General features: G+C 49.4%; 18 protein-coding genes and 1 riboswitch. Of the genes, 1 reads left to right on the forward strand and 17 read right to left on the reverse strand.

Features of this window, described 5'->3' with window-relative positions; genetic code table 11:
• Positions 1-4 precede the first annotated feature (4 nt).
• From purH to hpt, 13 genes are all read right to left on the reverse strand, one after another.
• Positions 5-1,540: a bifunctional phosphoribosylaminoimidazolecarboxamide formyltransferase/IMP cyclohydrolase gene (gene purH / locus ACYQ2N_RS02815; RefSeq protein ID WP_459997409.1), complete on the reverse strand. Its 1,536-nt coding sequence runs from the start codon at positions 1,538-1,540 to the stop codon at positions 5-7.
• A 114-nt stretch (positions 1,541-1,654) separates the two neighbouring features.
• Positions 1,655-2,275, reverse strand: a complete 621-nt coding sequence (gene purN, locus ACYQ2N_RS02820) for a phosphoribosylglycinamide formyltransferase (protein ID WP_459997755.1) — start codon at positions 2,273-2,275, stop codon at positions 1,655-1,657.
• 145 nt (positions 2,276-2,420) lie between these two features.
• Entirely contained in the window at positions 2,421-3,437 is a 1,017-nt protein-coding gene (gene purM, locus ACYQ2N_RS02825; RefSeq protein ID WP_459997410.1) for a phosphoribosylformylglycinamidine cyclo-ligase, read from the reverse strand.
• 18 nt (positions 3,438-3,455) lie between these two features.
• The gene (gene purF / locus ACYQ2N_RS02830) at positions 3,456-4,853 is read right to left on the reverse strand and encodes an amidophosphoribosyltransferase (RefSeq protein ID WP_459997411.1); all 1,398 of its coding nucleotides are present in this window, start codon (positions 4,851-4,853) and stop codon (positions 3,456-3,458) included.
• Positions 4,854-4,875: 22 nt separating this feature from the next.
• On the reverse strand, positions 4,876-7,065 hold the full coding sequence (gene purL / locus ACYQ2N_RS02835) for a phosphoribosylformylglycinamidine synthase subunit PurL (RefSeq protein ID WP_459997412.1): 2,190 nt from the start codon (positions 7,063-7,065) through the stop codon (positions 4,876-4,878).
• Entirely contained in the window at positions 7,055-7,762 is a 708-nt protein-coding gene (purQ, locus tag ACYQ2N_RS02840) for a phosphoribosylformylglycinamidine synthase subunit PurQ (protein ID WP_459997413.1), read from the reverse strand. Before purQ ends, purL begins: the two co-directional genes overlap by 11 nt.
• A gap of 2 nt (positions 7,763-7,764) precedes the next feature.
• The gene (gene purS, locus ACYQ2N_RS02845) at positions 7,765-8,013 is read right to left on the reverse strand and encodes a phosphoribosylformylglycinamidine synthase subunit PurS (RefSeq protein ID WP_459997414.1); all 249 of its coding nucleotides are present in this window, start codon (positions 8,011-8,013) and stop codon (positions 7,765-7,767) included.
• Positions 8,006-8,725 carry a phosphoribosylaminoimidazolesuccinocarboxamide synthase gene (purC, locus tag ACYQ2N_RS02850; RefSeq protein WP_459997415.1) on the reverse strand — a complete coding sequence of 240 codons (720 nt, stop codon included), beginning with the start codon at positions 8,723-8,725 and terminating at the stop codon, positions 8,006-8,008. Before purC ends, purS begins: the two co-directional genes overlap by 8 nt.
• Before the next feature lie 146 nt (positions 8,726-8,871).
• Positions 8,872-10,185 carry an adenylosuccinate lyase gene (gene purB / locus ACYQ2N_RS02855; RefSeq protein WP_459997416.1) on the reverse strand — a complete coding sequence of 438 codons (1,314 nt, stop codon included), beginning with the start codon at positions 10,183-10,185 and terminating at the stop codon, positions 8,872-8,874.
• Positions 10,186-10,309: 124 nt separating this feature from the next.
• On the reverse strand, positions 10,310-10,828 hold the full coding sequence (gene purE / locus ACYQ2N_RS02860; protein WP_459997417.1) for a 5-(carboxyamino)imidazole ribonucleotide mutase: 519 nt from the start codon (positions 10,826-10,828) through the stop codon (positions 10,310-10,312).
• Positions 10,829-11,079: 251 nt separating this feature from the next.
• Positions 11,080-11,181: riboswitch (purine riboswitch) on the reverse strand.
• A 92-nt stretch (positions 11,182-11,273) separates the two neighbouring features.
• On the reverse strand, positions 11,274-13,337 hold the full coding sequence (locus ACYQ2N_RS02865; RefSeq protein ID WP_459997418.1) for a methyl-accepting chemotaxis protein: 2,064 nt from the start codon (positions 13,335-13,337) through the stop codon (positions 11,274-11,276).
• A 19-nt stretch (positions 13,338-13,356) separates the two neighbouring features.
• Entirely contained in the window at positions 13,357-14,889 is a 1,533-nt protein-coding gene (guaA, locus tag ACYQ2N_RS02870) for a glutamine-hydrolyzing GMP synthase (protein ID WP_459997756.1), read from the reverse strand.
• Between the two features lie 144 nt (positions 14,890-15,033).
• A complete protein-coding gene (hpt, locus tag ACYQ2N_RS02875; RefSeq protein ID WP_459997419.1) occupies positions 15,034-15,570 on the reverse strand; it encodes a hypoxanthine phosphoribosyltransferase in 537 nt (178 codons plus the stop codon).
• 256 nt (positions 15,571-15,826) lie between these two features.
• Here hpt and ACYQ2N_RS02880 point away from each other — a divergent pair, with 256 nt between their 5' ends.
• On the forward strand, positions 15,827-17,539 hold the full coding sequence (locus ACYQ2N_RS02880; RefSeq protein ID WP_459997420.1) for an IS1634 family transposase: 1,713 nt from the start codon (positions 15,827-15,829) through the stop codon (positions 17,537-17,539).
• A 312-nt stretch (positions 17,540-17,851) separates the two neighbouring features.
• Here the strand turns inward: ACYQ2N_RS02880 and ACYQ2N_RS02885 are convergent, their stop codons facing one another.
• The 4 genes from ACYQ2N_RS02885 to ACYQ2N_RS02900 all read right to left on the reverse strand — a co-directional run bounded on the left by ACYQ2N_RS02885 (position 17,852) and on the right by ACYQ2N_RS02900 (position 22,079).
• Entirely contained in the window at positions 17,852-18,514 is a 663-nt protein-coding gene (locus tag ACYQ2N_RS02885) for a LolA-like protein (RefSeq protein ID WP_459997421.1), read from the reverse strand.
• A gap of 223 nt (positions 18,515-18,737) precedes the next feature.
• Positions 18,738-20,372, reverse strand: coding sequence for a chaperonin GroEL (gene groL / locus ACYQ2N_RS02890; protein WP_459997422.1), 1,635 nt, complete (start codon positions 20,370-20,372; stop codon positions 18,738-18,740).
• A 48-nt stretch (positions 20,373-20,420) separates the two neighbouring features.
• A complete protein-coding gene (gene groES / locus ACYQ2N_RS02895) occupies positions 20,421-20,708 on the reverse strand; it encodes a co-chaperone GroES (protein ID WP_459997423.1) in 288 nt (95 codons plus the stop codon).
• A 549-nt stretch (positions 20,709-21,257) separates the two neighbouring features.
• Positions 21,258-22,079 carry an NYN domain-containing protein gene (locus ACYQ2N_RS02900; protein ID WP_459997424.1) on the reverse strand — a complete coding sequence of 274 codons (822 nt, stop codon included), beginning with the start codon at positions 22,077-22,079 and terminating at the stop codon, positions 21,258-21,260.
• Positions 22,080-22,159: the final 80 nt, after the last annotated feature.

Raw genomic sequence — 22,159 nt, forward strand, 5'->3', positions numbered from 1 at the left:
CTACTTAGTGCCTGAAATGCCTTCTGTGCGTGAATACCATAATCAGGTTAAGGTTGTCAGCTGCTTCAATAACTGCTTTGTCTTTGACAGATCCCCCTGGCTGCACAATTGCCTTAATGCCGGTCCTGGCAGCTTCCTCCAACGAATCGGGGAACGGGAAAAAAGCATCAGAAGCAAGATACGCGCCCACGCCCTCTTGCCCGGCCTGAGCCACAGCCAGTTTCACCGAGCCGACACGGTTCATCTGTCCGGCTCCCACGCCCAGCAGTTGTCCGGACTTGCTGACTACGATAGCGTTGGACTTCACGTGCTTAACAACCCGCCAAGCGAACTCCAACTCCTGCAAATCTTGGGCACTCGGCTGTTTCTTGGTCACGACCTCCCACTCTGAAGCCAAGGATGTGCCCGTATCCTCTTCCTGAACCAAATAGCCGCCGTCAACACTGCGCAGCTTCCATGCAGGAACGCCGCTTCTATCTCCCCGGCCCACCGCAAACAGGCGCAGGTTGACTTTTTCACTCAATAAGTCGCGTGCTTCCGGACTAAATTCCGGTGCCACAATCACCTCAAAAAATCGTTCACTGAGGGCTTGGGCAGTCAGGCCATCCACAACCCGGTTAAATGCAATAATTCCGCCAAAAGCAGACACCGGGTCTGTCGCCAAAGCCCGTTCATACCCTTCAAGCGGAGTATTGCCGAGAGCAAGCCCGCAGGGATTGGTATGCTTAATGATGGCGCAGGCGCAAGAGTCAAACTCGTGCACTGCTGCCCAAGCAGAGTCCATATCAAGCCAATTATTATAGGAAAGTTCTTTGCCCTGAAGCTGACGTCCGGATGCGAGAGTGCCCTCTTGGAGGGTAGCATAAAAAGCCGCCTGTTGCTGGGGGTTCTCCCCATAACGCAAATCCTGCACTTTACCGGCAATTATCCTTAAAACCGGCGGGAATGATCCCTCAGGCTCCACTTGGCGCTCCAGATATTCCGCGATAAAGCGGTCATACTCCGCTGTGTGGGCAAAAGCTTCTGCGGCCAAACGCCGACGCATGACGGCAGGCACTAACCCATCTTGGCGCAAAACCTCCAGCACTTCAGTATAGCGGGCAGGGTTAACAACTATTGTTACACGCTCATGGTTTTTCGCCGCTGAGCGCACCATTGTCGGTCCCCCAATATCGATGTTTTCAATTGCTTCTTCAAAACTTACACCGGATTTGGCGATGGTCTCACGAAACGGATAGAGATTAACCACCACTAAATCTATAAACCTAATTCCGTTTTTCGCCATTTGCTCCTTATGTTCGTGGGTATCCCGAGCTAAAATCCCACCATGAATAAAAGGGTGAAGGGTTTTGACCCTGCCGTCCAAAATTTCCGGAAAGCCGGTGACCTCGGTCACATATTTAACCGGAACTCCGGCTTCTTCGAGAGTCTTGAACGTCCCGCCGGTCGAGATAATCTCAAACCCAAACTCAGCAAGACCCCTAGCAAAATCCACTACTCCCTGCTTGTCCGACACGCTGATTATGGCTCTACGGTTCAAAATAACCCCTCCAATTTATACGTAGGTTAACAAGATCCCTTCCTGCTCTGTCCAATATGTGCAACTCGTTCGAGTTCTAGCAATTCCGATAATCTTGAACGGAACCGCACTCATCTATGCTTTTGAAATCCGTACCTGCCGCCCCTGCCGTTCCAGCCGACCGCTTGCCAGCAAACGCACAGCCTCCGGGTATAAACGGTGCTCAACTTCCAAGATGCGCGCTGCCAAAGTATCCTCCGTATCTTCAGGCAGAACCGGAACCACTTCCTGCAGAATAATCGGGCCGCTGTCCAAGCCCTCATCCACAAAATGCACTGTGCACCCGCTATAACGTACCCCATATTCCACTGCCTGGCGTTGAGCATGTACCCCAGGGAAAGCGGGCAGCAAGGAGGGGTGGATATTAAGTATAGGAAAACCGGCCCTCCTGATAAAATCCGTCTTCAACACCCGCATATATCCTGCAAGCAGAAGCAGTTCAACTTTATGCCCGTGCAGCCAGGCTAAGAGGTCTTCCTCCTGGGCAAGCCTGTCCGGATAATTCCGCAGCGGAAAAGCTTTAGCGGCGATTCCGGCAGCTTCCGCGCGGCTTAAGGCCTGGGCTTCACTTTGATCTGAACCTACTGCAACCAGTTCTATAGGAAGTTCTCCGCTTTGCCAAGCATCAATTAAAGCCTGTAAGTTGCTGCCGCGGCCTGATGCCAATACCGCTGTGTTTAGGAGTTTCTTATCCATGCTCACTGAGACTCACTCCAATCTTACTTCGGCTCTTGTAGTTACTCAGGAGCAAGGGAGTCAGGAGTCAGGAGACAGGAGTCAGAATAAGATAACCGGATGAAACTACTGAATTCTGACTACTGAATTCTGAATACCTTTATACTTAGGTATAGCTTACTCCCTTACCCGGCACGACCTGCCCGATCACAAAGGAATCTTCCCCCTGCGCCCTTAGCCTTTGTCTTACTAAATCTGCTTCTTTCTCAGACACAATGAGGACAAACCCTATGCCCATATTAAATGTGCGGTACATCTCGCTTACCTCCACTTCGCCCAAGCGCTGGAGCAAGGAAAATACAGGAGGAATCGGCCAAGCCCTCCGATTAAGGCTCACGCCCAATCCTTCAGGCAAAATGCGCGGGATATTTTCTGTAAGCCCACCACCCGTGATATGAGCCATACCTAGGATTTTGCCGCCGTCCAGCAAGGGCAGGACGGGTTTTACATAAATCTTTGTTGGGCGAAGCAATACCTCCCCCAAAGGCTCTCCTAATTCCGGAAAGATTGTATCCATTGCATAAGGGCTGAACACCTTACGCACCAATGAAAACCCGTTGCTGTGAAAGCCAGAAGACGGCAAGCCAAGCAGAACATCCCCGGAACTGATTTTAGAGCCGTCAATGATACGGTCCCGGTTGACTGCCCCTACCGTAAACCCGGCAATATCATATTCATCCTCCGGGTAAAAACCAGGCATTTCTGCTGTCTCCCCTCCGATCAGGGCGCATCCTGCCTGTTCACACCCAGCAGCCACCCCTTTGACAATCGACGCAATCCTTTCTGGATCAGCTTTTCCTACAGCCAGATAATCCAGAAAGAACAACGGCTCGGCCCCTTGCACTAAGACGTCATTGACACACATCGCGACCGCGTCAATCCCGATCGTGTCATGACGGTCAAGTTGAAAAGCAAGACGCAGCTTGGTGCCAACCCCGTCTGTACCGGAAACAAGCACCGGCTCAGGATATTTTTTTAAGTCGAGCTGAAACAGCCCTCCAAACCCCCCCAGACCGCCGATCACTTCCGGACGCAGCGTCCGCTTCACCAGCGGCTTCATGCGCTCAACCGCCTCATTCCCAGCCTCTATATCCACCCCAGCATCCCGGTAACTATAGCCCATAGACTCTTTTCTCCTTTCCTACTCAAACGCCAATTTCCCCCGGCCCTCCGGAATCTGCACCGGATAGTTCCCGTTAAAGCAAGCCAGGCACACTGACTGCTCTCCTAAAGCCCGTTTAAGCCCTTCTTCCGAAAGATAGTGGAGGGAGTCTGCGCCCACAAACTGCCTGATTCCTTCCAACTCCAAGTTCGTGGCAATGAGTTTCTCCCGCTCAGCCGTATCAATTCCATAATAACAGGGAAAAAGCACCGGGGGAGAGCTTATCAGAAGGTGGACTTCCTTAGCTCCCGCTTTGCGTACCATTTCTATCAATTTCGAGCTAGTGGTGCCGCGCACGATCGAGTCATCGATTAAGACAACCCGGCGGTTCTTCAAGACCCCTTTATTGGCATTAAGCTTCAAACGCACAGCTACTTCGCGCATTTCCTGAGTCGGCTGAATAAAAGTGCGCCCCACATAGCGATTCTTGAGCAGCCCATGTTCGAAGGGAATCCCCAAAGTCATTGCATACCCAAGGGCGGCTGCTGTCCCGGAGTCCGGCACCGGAACCACAATATCGACATCCAGCGGACACTCGCGCGCTAACTCTATCCCCATGCGCCGTCTGCTTTCCGAGACATTGATTTGATCCAGGGTACTGTCCGGTCGGGCAAAATAGATGTATTCAAAAGAACATCCCGCCTTGTCGCACTTTGACACTCCCTTTCTAGTATGAAGCCCTTCTTCATCAATCGTCACGATTTCTCCAGGTTCTACATCCCGTACAAATTCCGCGCCAATTGTGTCCAAAGCGCAGCTTTCCGAAGCCAGGCAGAAGTAATCACCAAGCTTACCGATACAGAGCGGGCGGACGCCATGCGGGTCGCGCATGCCCACCAGCTTGTCCTCGGCCAGAACGATCAAGGCGTACGCCCCTTTGATATCGATCATAGTCTTAGTCACAGCGTCTTCCAAGGTTCCGCGCCGGTAGCGCGCGATCAGATTAATAATCACTTCGCTGTCCACCGTCGTCTGAAAGACGGCCCCATCCTTGCCCAGCTCTTCCCTCAGCTCGGCGGCATTGGTCAGGTTGCCATTATGAGCCAGGGCCATCATCCCTTTTTGATAGTGCACCACCAAAGGCTGGGCATTCGCCAGCAAACTGGAACCCGTGGTCGAGTAACGCACATGTCCAATCGCCATCTTGCCGCTCAGTTCGTTAAGCGTGCGGTCAGAGAACACCTCTGCTACCAGGCCCATCCCCTTGTACAAGTCAATCGTGCGGCCGTCCGAGACTGCAATCCCTGCGCTTTCCTGGCCCCGGTGCTGCAAAGCATACAAAGCGTAGTAAGTTAGCCTCGCCACCTCTTGGTCAGGCGCATAAATCCCAAAAACCCCACACTCTTCGTGCGGCTTATCATCCTCGAAATAGCTCACCCGTATATCCCCCCTCAGCCTCCTAGTTCAGCGCCTTGGGCAAGGTCTCCTCGCGCACGCATTGGCAGTCAGCAAGCGCAACTTCCAGTTTAACTTCTCCATTTACTTTAATAGAGATAGTATCCCCACCGCTTTTCCCTAAGCGAGTTATAGACACTCCTGCGTGCTGAGCCAACTCCAGGACTTTCCCGGCGTCTTGCGGCTTAACCGTAAATAAGATCCTACCCAAACGCTCTCCAAAGAGCAACTCCAGTTCATTTTCCCCTTGGACGCTCACCCTAGCCCCGCACCCCCCGGCCATTTCAGCAAGGGCCACAGCCAGGCCGCCTTCAGTGAGATCGTGCGCTGACTTGACTAATCCTTCGCGTATAAATGAACGCATTAAATCAAGCCTCTTCTTAACTTCTTTAAGATTGAGCGGCGGCAGCGCCCCTGCTTCCACTCCTTCGAAGAGGGCCAAATATTCCGAGCCAGCCAGAGACCCGCTCACTTCTCCGAGCAGGAGTATCTCTTCTCCGGGCTCAGCGAAACTGTTACGGACTACTTGCTTTAAGTCCTCGACCAATCCCACCATTCCGATCGTCGGGGTTGGATAGATCGCTTCCCCATTTGTCTCATTATATAGAGAAACATTACCGCCGGTAACCGGAGTCTCCAAGACCAGGCAGGCTTCCGCAATCCCGGCGCAGGCCTGCTCGAACTGCCAGAAGATTTCCGGCTTTTCCGGGTTGCCAAAGTTCAGACAATCAGTGATCGCCAACGGCTTGGCCCCGACACAGACTAAGTTTTGCGCAGCTTCAACGACTGCCAAAGCCCCGCCTACATAAGGATCAAGATAAACATAGCGCGCATTACAGTCAGTGGTCATCCCCAGTCCCTTGTTCGTGCCGCGCACGCGCAGAACCGCCGCATCCCCGCCCGGTTTCACGACCGTATTGGTCCCGACCTGATGATCATATTGGCGATAGACCCAGCTCTTGGATGCTAGATTAGGGCTCCCCAGCAAGTCCAGCAGAATTTCCCCGTAAGGCTTTTTGGCTTGAATCCCATCCAGGCGTTGTTCTTTGAGGCGGGTGTAATATTCCGGCTCCCGTGTCGGCCGCTGATAGAGCGGAGCCTCATCTGTCAGGGCTTTAGCGGGAATCTCCGCGACCACCTGCCCGTTTTCCAGAAGGCGCAGCATCCCGTCTGCAGTCACTTTCCCGACCACTACCGCCTCCAAACCCCAGCGGTGGAAAACCTCTTCCACTTCCTGTTCGCGCCCGGCTTTGGGCACAACCAGCATTCTCTCCTGGGATTCGGAGAGCATGATTTCATACGGAGTCATCCCTGTCTCCCGCCGCGGCACCAGACTTAAATCCATGTCAATCCCACTGTCCCCCCTGCTCGCCATTTCACAGGAAGAACTCGTAAGCCCGGCCGCTCCCATGTCCTGTATCCCGACAATAGCTCCGGACTGAATCAGTTCGAGGCAGGCTTCCATTAATAGTTTTTCCATGAATGGGTCTCCCACCTGCACTGCCGAGCGCTTGGCCTCTGATTCTTCGCTCAGTTCTACGGAAGCAAAGGTTGCCCCGTGAATCCCATCGCGACCGGTGCGGGCCCCCACCACCATCACCGGGTTTCCAACGCCGGAAGCAACTCCTTTCGCAATGTGACGGTGCTCCAAGAGCCCGACGGCCATCGCATTGACGAGCGGATTCCCGCGATAGCTTTCATGAAAATATACATCTCCGGCAACCGTAGGAATCCCGATCGAATTCCCGTACCCGCCGATTCCTTCAACAACCCCGCGTACAAGGCGGCGGGTATTTTCTTCTTCAAGCGGTCCGAAACGGAGTGGGTCTAAGACCGCAATCGGGCGCGCCCCCATGGTGAAGACATCGCGCAAAATGCCTCCAACCCCAGTTGCAGCCCCTTGATAAGGTTCAAGCGCGGACGGATGGTTGTGAGACTCCATTTTAAACACTACTGCCAAACCATCCCCGATATCCACAATCCCGGCATTTTCGCCCGGGCCTTGCAAAACCTGGGGTCCCTCAGTCGGAAAACGCCGCAGAATGGGCTTTGAGGTCTTATATGAGCAGTGTTCAGACCACATCACCCCGAAAATCCCTACTTCCAGCTCATTTGGCTCCCGGCCCATCAGCACTGTTACGCGTTCATACTCGTCGTCCGTCAGACCCATCTCCCGCCAGATCCTAGGCTCCATGCTGCATTCTCCTCTCCCAAGCTTGCACCAGCGAGAGCAACAGGCGCTGCCCGTCCGTTCCGCCCACAATTTCTTCCACGACCCGCTCCGGATGGGGCATCATCCCCAAGACATTGCCCGTGCGGTTGACGATCCCAGCGATGTTGTGGCGCGAACCGTTCGGATTCCCAAGCTCATTTTCCACGCCGGCCTTATCTACATAGCGGAAAACCACTTGCCCGTTCTCTTCCAGCTCCTTGAGCCCGGCATCATCAATGGAGTAATTCCCTTCCCCGTGGTTAATCGGAATTTGAATCACTTCCCCCTTCTGATACAGGGAAGTAAACGCCAAATCTGTCCTCTCCACTCGCAGGTATTGCGGCTGGCACATAAAATGAAGATCCTTGTTCCTGAGCAAGGCTCCCGGCAGGAGTCCGCATTCGGTCAAAATCTGAAAACCGTTGCAAATACCTAAAACCATTCCACCCTCATGGGCAAAGCGGATCACATCTTCCATAATCGGAGAGAAGCGGGCGATCGCACCGGTGCGGAGATAATCCCCGTAGGAAAAGCCTCCTGGAAGCACGACCAAGTCATATCCGCTTACTGAAGTCTCCTGATGCCAGAGCATCGTAGGCTCCTGCCCCAGAACCCTCCACGCTTCCCAGACGTCAACTTCGCAGTTGGAACCGGGAAACCGCACAATTCCGATTTTCATTTCTACTCCTTATCCTCCAGTTCAAAGCGATAGTCTTCGATCACAGGGTTTGATAAGAGCTTGTGGCAGATTTCGTGCATCATCTCCATTGCATTTTCCCGTGCTGCTTCCGGTAAGGTTACTTCCATAAATTTGCCGATACGCACCTCGTCAACTTTATAGCCCATGCTTTTTAAGGCTTTTTCTACGGCACTTCCCTGCGGGTCAAGGATACTCTTTTTCAGGGTGACGGTCACTTTCGCTTTAAGCATTGGCGAGAACCTCCTTTACCCGGCGGTAAACTTCAAGATAAGCTTCTTCCACTTGTCCTAGGTCACGCCGGAAGCGGTCTTTGTCCAGTTTTTCCCGGGTAGTGCTATCCCAAAAGCGGCAGGTATCCGGGGAAATCTCATCCCCAAGATAGATTTTACCGGCATATTTTCCAAATTCCAGTTTGAAGTCTATCAGTTCGATGCCCGCTTTAGCCATAATCCCACGCAGGATGCTGTTAATTTTTAACCCCAGTTCCTGAACCTCTGCTACATCCTCCGCCGCGGCCCAACCCATCGCCGAAATGTGGGACTCATTTACGAGCGGGTCGCCGAGCGCGTCATCTTTGTAGTAGAGTTCCACGACCGGTTGGGAGAGAATGTATCCTTCCTCAACCCCAAGGCGTTTAGCCAAGCTGCCGGCAGCAAGATTGCGCACAACTACTTCGAGTGGAAGCATGTCCAGGCTTCTGACCACCTGATCCCTGTCACTAAGAAGTTCCACAAAGTGGGTCGGAACACCCTCTTGTTCAAGCGCCTTAAAAAACAAAGCAGACAGGCGGTTGTTCACGATTCCCTTATCGAGGATTTGACCTCTCTTTTCTCCATTAAAAGCAGTGGCATCATCTTTGTATTCAATCCAGTAATACCCTTTCTGATCGGTTAAATACACTCTTTTCGCTTTACCTTCATACTTGAATTCACGCTTTTCCATTATCCCCTGCTCCTTTCAAGATTAGGTCTACTCTTAAGACTAGCTTATTCTCCCAGGCCATGCATTGCCGTTCATAGTGCGCTAAAGCTGTACGCTTATCTGCTCAGGCGGTTCACTGAGCAAATGCATCTGGCACCTGAAATTTGTCAAGTTGGACTAAAACCTTCCTCCAGCCCCGCTCTCCGGAAAATATCCCCCACATGCTTGGTGTGGTAGGAATAGTCAAAGAGTTCGGCGATTTCGCCGGAGCTTAAGTGCTTGCTAATGTCTGTGTCCTGCTTGACCAGGTTTTGAAAATCTTCTTTAGTCTCCCAAGCCTTGAGGGAATTACGCTGGACCCAGGCGTAGGCGTCCTCGCGTACAACCCCTTTTTCCACTAAGGCCAGTAACACACGCTGGGAGAAGATCAAACCATACACTTTCTCCATGTTCTCTTGCATCTGTTCCGGATAGACCTGAAGTCCGTCCAAAAGCCTGGTGAGCTTGTGCAGCATATAATCGAGGGCGATCGTGCTGTCAGGCAGGATTACCCGCTCTGCCGAAGAATGTGAGATGTCCCGTTCATGCCATAAGGCAACATTTTCTAAAGCAACTAAGGCATTCCCCCGGATGAGACGCGCCATTCCGGAAATCCGCTCCGCTGTAATCGGATTTTTCTTATGCGGCATGGCTGAGGAACCCTTCTGGCCCTTGCCAAACGGCTCCTCCACTTCATGGACGTCCGTGCGCTGGAGATTGCGGATTTCGGTCGCGATCTTATCCAGGGAGCTGGCGATCCCGGCGAGGACGCTGACATAAAAAGCATGCCGGTCACGCTGAAGAATCTGGGTCGATACCGGGGCCGGCTTTAAATTAAGCTCGTGGCAGACCCATTCCTCTACTTCAGGCTCAACATTGGCAAAGGTCCCTACCGCCCCCGAAATTTTTCCCACGCGGATCTCTTCCCGGGCAAACTGCAGGCGTTCTTTTTGTCTTTTCATTTCCTCATACCACAAGGCAAACTTAAGGCCTAAAGTAACAGGCTCAGCGTGGATACCGTGCGTCCGACCCATCATCAGGGTATCCCGATGCTCTAAAGCCCGCTTCTTAATGGCTGCGCTCAAGGCATCCATTTTCTTAAGCAGGATGTCGCTTGCTTCCACCAACTGCAAAGACAGGGCGGTGTCTAATACGTCGGAAGAAGTAAGCCCCATGTGAATGTATTTTCCTTCATCCCCCACATTTTCCGCCACATTCGTTAAGAAAGCGATCACATCATGCTGGGTAACTTCTTCAATCTCTTGCACGCGCTTCCAGGAGAAAGCACCTTTCTCTCTGATTACCTTCACCGCTTCCGCAGGGATTTTGCCAATTTTAGCCCAGCCCTCACAGGCAGCAATCTCGATCTGCAGCCACAACGACAGGCGGTGTTCATCAGTCCAGATCTCTCCCATTTCCGGGAGAGTATAACGTTCGATCATGTGTGATCTCCTTTCACCTGAATCAATTTTTCTTTAATCTAGCTAACAATGCCCTTACAAATTGGATCAAGTGTCCACTAATCTGCTTGATTTTCCTTAATCTTCCCTAACAATCGTTAAATAATTACTGATTCTTGTTTGATAATCTTTCTTGCAGCTTTTGGTCCTTTTCCTCTACATCCCGGGCCATTTGGTGGCGGAACGCCAGCAGTTCTTCTTTCAGCCTTTCGTCGCTTCCGGCCAGGATTTGCACGGCCAAAAGACCGGCATTGCGGGCGGCTCCGATCCCAACCGTTGCTACCGGAATTCCCGGGGGCATCTGCACGATCGCATAGAGGGCATCCACCCCTTCCAAGGCCCCGCTCCGGATAGGGACTCCGATAACAGGCAAGGTCGTAGCCCCGGCCACTACCCCAGGCAAGTGAGCTGCCAAGCCCGCTCCTGCAATAATCAGCTTTCCTCCTAGGGCTTCGAATTCCTTGACCCAGTTAACCGTCCGCTCAAGTGTGCGATGGGCGGATGATACTTTGACTGTATAAGTAATACCGAATTGATCAAGAGCTTTTAAGGCCTCTTCCATCACCGAAAAATCCGAATCACTTCCCATAACTACTCCAACTTGAGCTTCCCCGACTTGAGTCATCACTTCCCTCTCCTTCTACACAAGTTCCTTGTTCCATATTTTTGCGCAAGCAATAAAAATACCAGGCCGGGGCGATTCCACACACACGAATTCTAGGTGAGTGAAACCTACCCGCCTGGGCTTTTATCCCTTCGGTGTAATCCAGAGATTCAGGCACAACCGTAAGGCAAACCGGCAGCCAAAACCACACAGTCAAGCCAGCAGGCAAACCTCTGCATCCCCGGATCTGTACCACTCGGACAGTATTCCGCCCTAGGTACACTTTCGCTCATAGTCAGGCTGTTTACGGCAGCCCGGTAGAAACTTGCAGACCATATCTCTGCGACTATATGAACCTTAATTTAGTTTTTTTTGCGTTAATCACATTGTACAAGAGCACATGTAAAAGGTCAATAAAAAATCGAACGTTATTTACATCTCCATAAATAACGTTCGAAAACTACCCTTACAGCACAAAACGCCCGCTTTCAGCGTTTAATTTTTCCATAAGTTTTCTTAGCTCAAGCGCACTTTTACTGACAGTTTGTGCGGAAGAGCTCATTTCCTCAGTAGAAGCTGCGATCTCTTCGGAAGAAGCAGCATTTTCTTCCGAAATAGCCGCGATACTGCCCATTCCGTCGCTTACCTGCTGGACCTGGTCGCTGATTAACTTCGCCTGATCCTCTACTTGGGACAGGATGGTCATGACATTGCCAGACCCGGCGGCGATGCGGTTGAACTGGGCCTGGGCCTGAGTGCTGACTTGAGCCTGCTGTGCGACGAGTTTGTTCATCTGACCGGTCGCCTGCACCGCTGTTGCAACATCAGCTGTAACCTCATTGATTAAGCGAGCGATTTCACTGGCTTGCGTACTGGAGGCTTCAGCCAATTTACGCACCTCGTCAGCTACAACCGCAAACCCCCTGCCCGCTTCCCCCGCGCGCGCTGCCTCAATCGCGGCGTTCAGAGCCAGGAGGTTAGTTTGTTCCGCAATTTGGGCTATCACGGATGTTATCCCGCTGATGTCTTTGGCTTGAGCGGTGAGCCGATCCATAGCCGCTTGCACAAGCTGGGATTTCGTATTGGTCTGTTCGATGCTGCCGGTTAAATCAGCCATGATGGCAGCGCCTTGCTCAGTCTGTACCACCGTTTCATTCGTGGAAGCAGCCATCACTTCTACATTTTGTACCAGCGCTTCGAATTCTGTAACCGAATTTGCCTGGGCCTTGTTTACTTCCCCCACAGTGTTCGCTGTTTCCTGGGTGCTTGTCGACATTTGCCCGATGGTGAGAGCGATCTGCTCCGACACCTGAGCCATGCCCCCGGCCGCCTGGGAAATTTCACCGGTGGCTGTATCCAGATTTCCGATCCCTTGTTTTAAGGCCTGCAGAAGAGCGCGCATGTTTTCTACCATAGCCGCAAGTGAACGTCCTAAAATCCCCAGTTCCCCAGGCTGTTTATCATTGATCTCAACTTGCAAGTTCCCTGTAGCCAAGACATCAGCCTGACGCGCCAGTGCCACAATTGGGCGGGAAATCCAACGGCTGATAAATAAGGAGAGCAAAGTTACAGCCACCGCAGCAATAATAATTCCAATGATGTTAAACCAGCGCATCCCAACTGCCCGGGCAGATACTTCGTCTGAGGTCACAGTCAAGGCCACAACCCAATTGGTGGATTTAACAGGAGCGTAAGAAACAAGCTTCTTAACCCCTTCCCGGGTATACTCCCCTTCTCCCGGCTGGGCGCCAAGCATTATTTTGGCTATCTGATTGAGACTTGCCGATTCCGTATTCGTTAGATTCTCTTTCATGATTTTGCCAAGATCGGGATGGGCCATTATGACCCCTGTATCATCAATCATGAAGGCATATCCCGACTGCCCGTACCTGGTGTTTTCAATCAACCTATTCAAGGCGTTGGAACCAAAGGAACCGGCAAGAACCCCCTCGACCCCATTTAATGTCCGTATCGGAAGCGCCATTGTTATAACACTATTACCGGTATCAATGTTCGACATCAAATTAGATGTCACTGCAATTCCTTTCATGGCTTTGTTAAAGAACTCTTGATTTTTGAAATTATACTCCTTCCCGGAAGATGAGATAGCATCCCCCGCAGCGTTGATATAGAAAACAGTCTCGACATCATCTGTCTCATCTTTCACTGACATGATAAAAGGGAGGATCTTATTCATGTCACCCTCTTGGAGCACAAGGCTATTAGAAAACTTCTCCAGCTTTGTAAGTCTGCCATGAATCCAGTTGTCTAAGTCATCGGCAGATCCTTTGGCAATTTCACGCAGCCCCTCGTATGTATTTGCTTCGAACTGAGTTCGTGCGTAATAGTAGTCTGTTACTCCGACTGCAATTACAGGAAATAACGATAAGAGCAAAAAAAAGATTAACAGGCGTGCGCCGATTGTGTTTAAACTCAGCTTTTTTTTACCCTGCTTCAGGTTCTTGCCGTCGTGCACAACTTTTTTATGTTTTGGCGCATTAACTTTCTTCTCTGTTGATACTGCGGACACATTACCATCTCCTAATTTGCTACTCCCACTCAATCGTCCCCGGCGGTTTAGACGTAATATCGTAAACAACCCGGTTGACCCCGCGCACTTCGTTTACAATTCTGGTCGAGATGCGCTCCATCACGTCATAGGGAAGCCTGGCCCAATCTGCAGTCATGGCATCATCACTGGTCACTGCCCTGACCACAATCGGGTAAGCATAGGTGCGCCCGTCTCCCATAACCCCGACACTGCGGATGGAAGGGAGCACCGCAAAAGTCTGCCATAACTCACGGTAGAGGTTAGCCTGACGTACCTCTTCCAGGACAATCGCATCCGCTTCACGCAGAATTTCCAACTTTTCTTCCGTTACTTCGCCCAGAATCCGGATCGCCAGCCCCGGTCCAGGGAAAGGCTGGCGCCAGACGATTTCTTCCGGCAGGTCCAGTTCCCGGCCAACTTCCCGCACCTCATCCTTAAAGAGCATGCGTAAAGGTTCAATCAGTTCAAACTGCATATCCTCCGGGAGCCCGCCCACATTGTGATGGGTTTTGATTGTTTCGGCCGTATCTGTCCCGCTTTCCACCACGTCCGGATAAAGAGTACCCTGTACTAAAAAATCCACTTGCCCCAGTTTGCGGGCCTCATCTTCAAAAAGCCGGATAAATTCATTCCCGATCGTTTTCCGCTTCATTTCCGGGTCGGACATGCCAACCATTTTACCAAGGAAGCGTTCACTGGCATCAACAAAAACCAAATTCAAATGAAACTGCTCGGTAAATATTTTTTTAACCTGGATCGCCTCATCCTTGCGCATAAAGCCATGGTCAACAAAGACACAGGTAAGCTTGTCCCCTACCGCCCGGTGTACCAAAGCTGCAGCTACCGAGGAATCCACCCCACCGCTCAAAGCACACAAGACCCGGCCCTCCCCCACCCGTGCCCGGATGTCCGCGATTTGGCCTTCAATAAAGGACTCCATCGTCCACTCCCCTTGACAACCACAGATATCAAAAAGGAATTGTTCAAGCATTTTCTGCCCTTCCGGAGTGTGTTTGACTTCAGGGTGGAACTGAACTCCGTAAAAGTGCCGTTTTTCATCCATAATCGCTGCCACCGGAGTATGTTCAGTGCGAGCCGCCACCGTAAAACCTTGAGGCAGATCTCTTACTGCATCCCCATGGCTCATCCAGCACTGTCTTTCCCCTTCAAGGCTCTGCCAGATCCCTCTTCCCTGCTCCACCCTAAGCATGGTTTTACCGTATTCGCGCACCTCTGGGTGTTCCACATTCCCACCAAGCTGGACGGTCATAAGCTGCATCCCATAGCAGATTCCCAAGATCGGAATCCCCAGTTCATAAATAGCGGGGTCAACCATGGGAGCGCCTTCTTGATTGACACTCGCGGGTCCGCCGGAGAAAATGATGCCTTTGGGGTTTCTCCTTGTGATCTCCTCGATTGAAGTCTTATACGAAATCATCTCCGAATACACATGGGCTTCCCGCACCCGGCGCGCAATCAACTGATTATATTGGCCGCCAAAATCGAGAACGAGCACTAATTCCAACTTAATCACCATTCCTTAAAGAAACGCCTGACCGCACACCGGCTCAGGCGGAACATTATCTAACGCTCTAACTTGACGCACAATACCCCAAAAAGGAATTCTGTGTCCTAACGATTCTGCCCTAAAAAGGGGGTAACCACAATTTATGGACTAATTATAGGCTGTGGGACTGAGGACTCCAACATAAGGCAAATTGCGGTACTGCTCATTGTAATCAAGCCCATAACCCACCACGAACTCATCCGGAATCTCAAAACCCTTGTAATCTGGAACGACCTCAACCTTACGCCTGCTGGGCTTGTCCAAAAGAGTAATAATTTTGACGCTTAAAGGATTCCGTCCTGACAGGTTTTCCTTCAAATATTTAAGGGTAAGTCCGGTATCAACAATATCTTCGCAAATAAGAATATGTATGTCTTCCACACTGCGCTCCAAGTCTTTCAAAATCCGCACAACTCCCGAGGATTGAGTTGAAGCGCCATAACTGGACACCGCCATAAAATCATAAGACAAAGGGATTTTTACCTCCCGGATGAGATCAGTCATAAAAAGGACTGCACCTTTAAGAATTCCCAGAACCAAAAGATTTTTTCCCGCATAATCCCGGGAAACCTCGGCCCCCAACTCCGCAATCCGGGCTTTCAGCTGTTCTTCAGTAAGCAGTATTCTTGCAATATCATTTTCCAACGGTCCCACCTCCGGCTCATTCTTCTAATATGCCCCAAATTATAACAGAGGGGTGTTTTGCCTGTCAAACCGGCATGGAAAAACCGGGTAGAAAATCAACAGAGACGGGTCTTTGACACTTGCATTAAAAGAGAAATCCCTACAAGCCTTGAAAACAGGGCTTTTTTTATTGATAATCTGTCAAATTTGTCCTGGATAGTAGTGCGTAATGTTGCGTAATGTGGTATAATGTAAGGGATTGGAGGGATCCCTTATCATGAGGCTGAGCGTATCAAAGTCCAAAAATGCCATCTCGCTTTATGTCATACAATCTGTTTATGAGAACGGTAGGCGTTCTACTAAAGTTGTTGAGAAGTTAGGTACGATTGCCGAGTTACAAAAGAAACTAAATGGGCATGACCCCATTGAATGGGCCAAGTCATACATCGAGGAGCTTAATAAAAAAGAAAAAGAGCAGTCGCGTGAAATCATAGTCAAATATTCACCTTCTAAAGTAATTTCTAAAGACCATCAGCACCTGTTTAACGGCGGTTATCTTTTTCTGCAGCAGGTCTATCATGAACTTAATCTCCATAAGGTTTCTGCTGAGATATCAAAAAGACATAAGTTTTCCTTTGATCTGAATGCTATTTTGTCACGGCTCCTATACGGACGGATCCTTTTCCCTTCCTCCAAGCTCTCTACATATCTGCATTCCTCAAGGTTCATTGAGCAACCCGGTTTTGAACTACAGCATGTTTATAGGGCGCTTGAGGTCATTTCTAAGGAAATGGATTTTATACAGTCTTCTCTTTACCACAACAGTCTTAGGATCTCTAAAAGAAATACAAGCATCCTCTATTATGACTGCACTAATTATTTCTTTGAGATCGAACAGGAGGACGGCCTTAAACAGTATGGTGCCTCAAAAGAACACCGGCCTAACCCCATCATTCAAATGGGTCTGTTCATGGATGGGGACGGCATTCCCCTTGCTTTTAGCTTAAATAGTGGCAATACTAATGAGCAAGTAACACTTAAACCTCTGGAAGAAAAAATTCTTACCGATTTTAAACTTTCTAAATTTGTTGTTTGCACGGACGCCGGCCTGGCTTCCGTGAGGAATAGAAAATTTAACGACGAGGGCCAGCGAGCATTTATCACAACCCAATCGATTAAAAAACTGAAAAAACATTTAAGGGAATGGGCACTCGATCCAGAGGGTTGGCATCTTACGGATCATGATAAAACTTACGATATCACTAAACTTGATGAAGAAAGCTGCTGGGACAAATACTTTTACAAAGAACGCTGGATTAAAGAAGGTGATCTGGAACAAAAGCTCATTGTCACTTATTCCGTTAAGTACAAAAATTACCAACGTCAAATTCGCAACTCGCAAATCGAACGCGCTCAAAAGGTAATCGATACTAATCCCACCAAAATCTCAAAGAATAATCAGAATGACTATAAACGCTTCATCAAGAAAACCAGTTGCACATCTGACGGCGAAGTAGCAAGCAATGAAATTTATGCACTAAACACCGAATCTATTTCTGCCGAAGAGGTCTATGATGGATTTTATGCCGTTTGCACGAACCTTGAAGGCTGTGCGCAGGAGATTATCCGGATTAATCAACAGCGCTGGGAGATTGAAGAATGCTTCCGGATTATGAAAAGCGAATTCAGAGCGCGACCCGTATATTTGAGTCGCGAAGATAGAATTAAGGCCCATTTTACTACCTGCTTCATTTCGCTTATTATCTACCGATTACTGGAAAAGAAACTGAATAGTAAATTTACCTGCAGTGAGATCATTAACGGGCTAAGGGACATGAATTTCTACAAGGTCAAGGATGAGGGATATATACCCGTTTATACGAGAACCGATTTTACCGATGCCTTACATGGAACTTTTGGCTTCAGAACTGACTACGAGATAATAAAAAATAAACAGATGAAAAATATTTTTCGTGCGACAAAAGGATAGAAAATATTACTCACTTTTTTAAATCGCAAAAAAGCTTGGAAGTGCCGTGGGTACAACGTTTCCAAGCTTTTTGTAATCTTTAACTGTCAAAGATGAGATTATAACAGAGGGGTGTTTTGCCTGTCAAACCGGCATGGAAAAACCGGGTAGAAAATCAACAGAGACTAAACACACAGCCTAGCCTCTGTCAATTCCATGATATAATTCATTTTCCAAGGATAAACCATGGGACTAACTAATTTTCTTCATACTTCCTTAGATGTTCTGTTCATTAGGTACTCGGAATATTTAAGATGTTAAAATGCTAGGTCCTTAGATGCTCGGTTCCTGGATATTTATTTCTTTACCGATATCCTTGAATTCCAGAGTCAATGACATGGGTTCACCCTTAGCTTTACTTTTCGCCTCAATGACGGCTTTAACCGGAATTTTGTCAGACTTGCGAATATATAAGGTATAGGAGAAATCACCCCAAAATTGTTCCATGAGTTGGTTATCCACACTCGGTTTCAGATTGCATTCCCACACTTTTTCCCCGTTGAGTTTTTTCTGTCCGCTAATAACCACCTCCCCCAGCTCTTTTAGTTGCAAGGAAGATATAGGGTCAAGCTCCGCCAGAAATACTTCTTGCGCGGCAGGGGCGTTACTAAAGCGAACCCACTTTTTGCTAAAAGGATCTTTCATAAAAAGAGAGTCTCCGATGCGAATCATCTCAATTTCGCTCCCTACCGTCTGCCCGATAATATGAGTGTTTCCACCGTCCTTTTCTCCCTTAATCTCTGTTAACACCCTATCCTTACCATCAACCCATTGGTGTTGGGTCATCGTGTAGCGAAAAGAGGCTACTGCATTCAATCGTTCTAAGCTTCGTGCTACAAGCTCGTTCGGGTCGGGCCGATCCAAAAGGCGGACACCAAAAACCCCTGTCAAAACCAGCACGATTGCAATGAGTAAAATTAATCCTCTTTTCTTCATCCCTAGCCCCCCCTGGCGGAGTTCTTAGTCAAACTTTATGTAGCTAAAGGTTGACCTATTCCATTAAATGATTGGGTGTTGAAAAAAGGCATTTCAGAAAAAAGAGGCCTCTCGTAAGTTCAGCGAACTCATGAGAGGTCTCCAGAAAAAATGTTAGCAAAATGTTAGCATTTAGGCAGAATCCATTTAGCAGCCTTTACTGGACAAGCCTAGAAGGCTTTGCTTACATCATGCCGCCCATTCCACCCATGCCGCCCATACCACCCATGGCAGCCGCACCTTTATCTTTTTCCGGGAGATCCGTAACCAGGCACTCTGTGGTCAGAAGCATCGCAGCAATGGAAGCGGCGTTTTGGAGAGCAGAACGGGTAACTTTAGCCGGGTCAACAATCCCAGCTCCGATCATGTCTTCGTAATCCATCGTGACGGCATTGAAGCCAACACCACGGCCATGGGTCCGAACTTTCTCCACCACCACAGATCCTTCAACTCCGGCATTGTTGGCGATTTGGCGCAGAGGCTCTTCTAAAGAGCGGCGCACGATCGTAACCCCAGTCTTCTCATCCCCGACAAGTTCTACCTTGTCCAAAGTAGCAATGGCGTCAATGAATGCGGTGCCGCCGCCGGCTACAATTCCTTCTTCGACTGCAGCACGGGTGGCAGCCAAAGCATCTTCAATCCGCAGTTTCTTTTCTTTCATTTCCGTTTCGGTAGCAGCTCCGACTTGGATCACTGCTACGCCGCCTGCCAGTTTGGCCAAACGTTCTTGCAGTTTTTCGCGGTCGAAGTCAGAAGTAGTCTCTTCGATTTGCTTCTTAATCGCTTCCACCCGTTTTTGGATCTCATCAGTGCTGCCCGCGCCTTCTACAATCGTGGTTTCTTCCTTGGTAACACGCACTTGGCGGGCACGACCGAGCATATCAATCGTGGTATTTTCCAGTTTTAAGCCCAGGTCTTCCGTAACCACGGTACCACCGGTGAGGACTGAAATATCTTCAAGCATGGCCTTGCGGCGGTCGCCGAAGCCCGGGGCTTTTACACCTACAGCAGTAAAGGTTCCGCGCAGTTTGTTTACAACCAAAGTTGCCAGTGCTTCCCCTTCAACATCCTCGGCAATAAGAAGGAGTTGACGGCCTTGCTGCACAACTTTCTCCAACACCGGGAGAATGTCGGCAATAGCACCAATTTTCTTATCCGTAATAAGGATAAAAGGATCATTCAGCACGGCTTCCATTTTATCCGTGTCGGTAATCATGTACGGGGAAATATAACCGCGGTCAAATTGCATACCTTCCACAACTTCCAGTTCCGTGGTCATCCCTTTAGCTTCCTCAACGGTGATAACTCCGTCTTTCCCAACTTTTTCCATCGCTTCCGCGATCAGCTCACCAATCGCGCTGTCCCCCGCTGAGATGGACGCGACTTGCGCGATCGCCTCTTTGCTTTCAACGGTCCTGGCATGCTCTTTAATATCATCCACAATCGCAGTGACAGCAGCTTCAATGCCGCGTTTAATGCCCATCGGATTAGCGCCGGCAGCTACGTTTTTCAGGCCTTCACGGATAATAGCCTGGGCTAACACCGTCGCAGTTGTGGTACCGTCTCCAGCCACATCATTCGTTTTAGTCGCAACTTCTTTTACAAGTTGGGCACCCATGTTCTCAAAAGGATCTTCAAGTTCAATCTCACGGGCAATCGTGACACCGTCATTCGTAATAAGCGGAGAACCGAATTTTTTATCTAAGACCACATTGCGCCCCTTGGGTCCCAAGGTAACGCGTACGGCTTCTGCCAAAGCGTTGACGCCACGTTCCAAAGCATGACGTGCATCCTCATTAAAAACAATTTGTTTAGCCAACGTCTATTCCTCCCTAACATTTTTACCTTAAATATTTGAGGTAAACTCCTATTCACCAACGATCGCCAAAATATCGGACTCTTTCAGAATTAAGTACTCTTGGCCGTCATACTTGACTTCCGTGCCCGCATACTTGGAATAAATCACGCGGTCGCCCGCTTTCACATCAAGCGCAGCCCGCTCCCCTTTTTCCATTTTTCCAGGTCCGACAGCTACGACTTCTCCCTCCTGCGGCTTTTCCTTAGCAGTATCAGGCATGATGATTCCGCTCTTTGTTTTTTCTTCCATCGGGAGTGCCTTGATCACAACCCGATCTCCTAGAGGCTTGATGTTCATTGAAGTAAGTCCCTCCTTAAAATTTCTTAAATATTTATTTTTGCTTACTGTTATATGTTGTTAGCACTCAATTAAGTTGAGTGCTAACATCTAGCTATAATAATATGCAAGGGGTTAAAGGAAAGCAACCCCCTCTGCGGGCCAAATTTAGTTGTTTCTCGTTTAATAACTAAATTATCTCATATAAATCGCCCTAATACTTCATCTTACACCTTCTAACATAAGTATGGGTATCTTTGGAATATTACCTCTTGTTAACATACTCAGCATTTGAACTCTAACGATTATATTGACCAAACTTTTTTGATTTTATTCATTGTTCCACACCTTTTTTGGGACAAAGATCATAACCTATACCAGAAAGGAAATACCAAATGTAAGACGAAAAGTTTCTCACAAGCAAGCTTTGGCTGACAAAGCAAACTCTATACCAAATCCCGATCTCAATCTTCTGGCGCCGTTTCTCACGGCAAGTTAAGAGGCACACAGCAAAGCTGTTCCAAATCTTCCTTGGAACAGCTCCGTTATTTTCCCTATGATAGCGTAATGTTATTGTTCAAGCCTCGCGTACCGTTCTCTTATTTCCTCGATCAGAGGTCCGAGGTTGGCCTGCACTACAGGATGCTCGATATTAAGAAGGTAAATCTTCGTCCTGCCGATACGGAGACTAGGATCAGAATGCTCACGTTCAATTAGAATTTTTTCACGTAAAGCATAGCGGATAAGCTCTTTAACCTGGGTTACCGGCCGCGCCAGGCGCTCACTCAGGGCGGTGCGGGCCTTGGTAGAAGCAACATAAGGCAGGCGCATTTGTATTTGCGCTAGGGTCCCAAGTGCCTGCTCCATGTCAGCTTCCGGGTGATATTCTTCATCCGAACCAAAGCTGAGCATTTCGGTGACAATCCCCGTACTTTCGCAATAGGGCTGCAGGGAATGGTGAACACTGCCATCCACTCCGATAACCCTAACCTCTTTCCCCCAGGCCCGGATCTTCCTGATCAAAGGCAGGAAATCCCCATCCCCGCTTAATAATACAAAGACATCTACCGTAGAGGGCCGTGTCAGCAAAATCTCCAGAGCCTCAAGCATAAGCTCCAAATCTGCTGCATTACGGCGCAAATCTGTATTTGAGTAATTGTTTTTTCCATACACATGTCTGGTGAATACATTCGTTTTTTCGAAGGTGGTCTGGGTGCGCCAGAACTCCTCCCGATCAAAATTGGCAAAGAGATAAATAGCCAATAAGTCCTTGCCCGTCCGCTGGGCATACTGCTGCAAAGCCTGCACGAGCAATTCAGGTGCCAGTTTGTACCCTCGTTCCTGCATGCCGGTCCAGATGTTTTCGTAATCGACAAACGCAATGGTTTTCACTCTTTCACCCCGTTTCCTGCTTGTCTAGTATAGTGTACGCTGGAAATGGACAGGAGTGACAGGCCAAGCAACATTAGTTG

It is taken from the genome of Paradesulfitobacterium aromaticivorans, assembly GCF_054657415.1.

Bases quoted from the DNA above. Each gene is read 5' to 3' on its own strand.
- purN (WP_459997755.1), bottom strand. From the start codon at position 2,275: ATGGATAAGAAACTCCTAAACACAGCGGTATTGGCATCAGGCCGCGGC.
- purM (WP_459997410.1), bottom strand. From the start codon at position 3,437: ATGGGCTATAGTTACCGGGATGCTGGGGTGGATATAGAGGCTGGGAAT.
- purL (WP_459997412.1), bottom strand. From the start codon at position 7,065: ATGGAGCCTAGGATCTGGCGGGAGATGGGTCTGACGGACGACGAGTAT.
- purQ (WP_459997413.1), bottom strand. From the start codon at position 7,762: ATGAAAATCGGAATTGTGCGGTTTCCCGGTTCCAACTGCGAAGTTGAC.
- purS (WP_459997414.1), bottom strand. From the start codon at position 8,013: ATGCTTAAAGCGAAAGTGACCGTCACCCTGAAAAAGAGTATCCTTGAC.
- purC (WP_459997415.1), bottom strand. From the start codon at position 8,725: ATGGAAAAGCGTGAATTCAAGTATGAAGGTAAAGCGAAAAGAGTGTAT.
- purB (WP_459997416.1), bottom strand. From the start codon at position 10,185: ATGATCGAACGTTATACTCTCCCGGAAATGGGAGAGATCTGGACTGAT.
- purE (WP_459997417.1), bottom strand. From the start codon at position 10,828: ATGACTCAAGTCGGGGAAGCTCAAGTTGGAGTAGTTATGGGAAGTGAT.
- ACYQ2N_RS02880 (WP_459997420.1), top strand. From the start codon at position 15,827: ATGAGGCTGAGCGTATCAAAGTCCAAAAATGCCATCTCGCTTTATGTC.
- ACYQ2N_RS02885 (WP_459997421.1), bottom strand. From the start codon at position 18,514: ATGAAGAAAAGAGGATTAATTTTACTCATTGCAATCGTGCTGGTTTTG.
- groES (WP_459997423.1), bottom strand. From the start codon at position 20,708: ATGAACATCAAGCCTCTAGGAGATCGGGTTGTGATCAAGGCACTCCCG.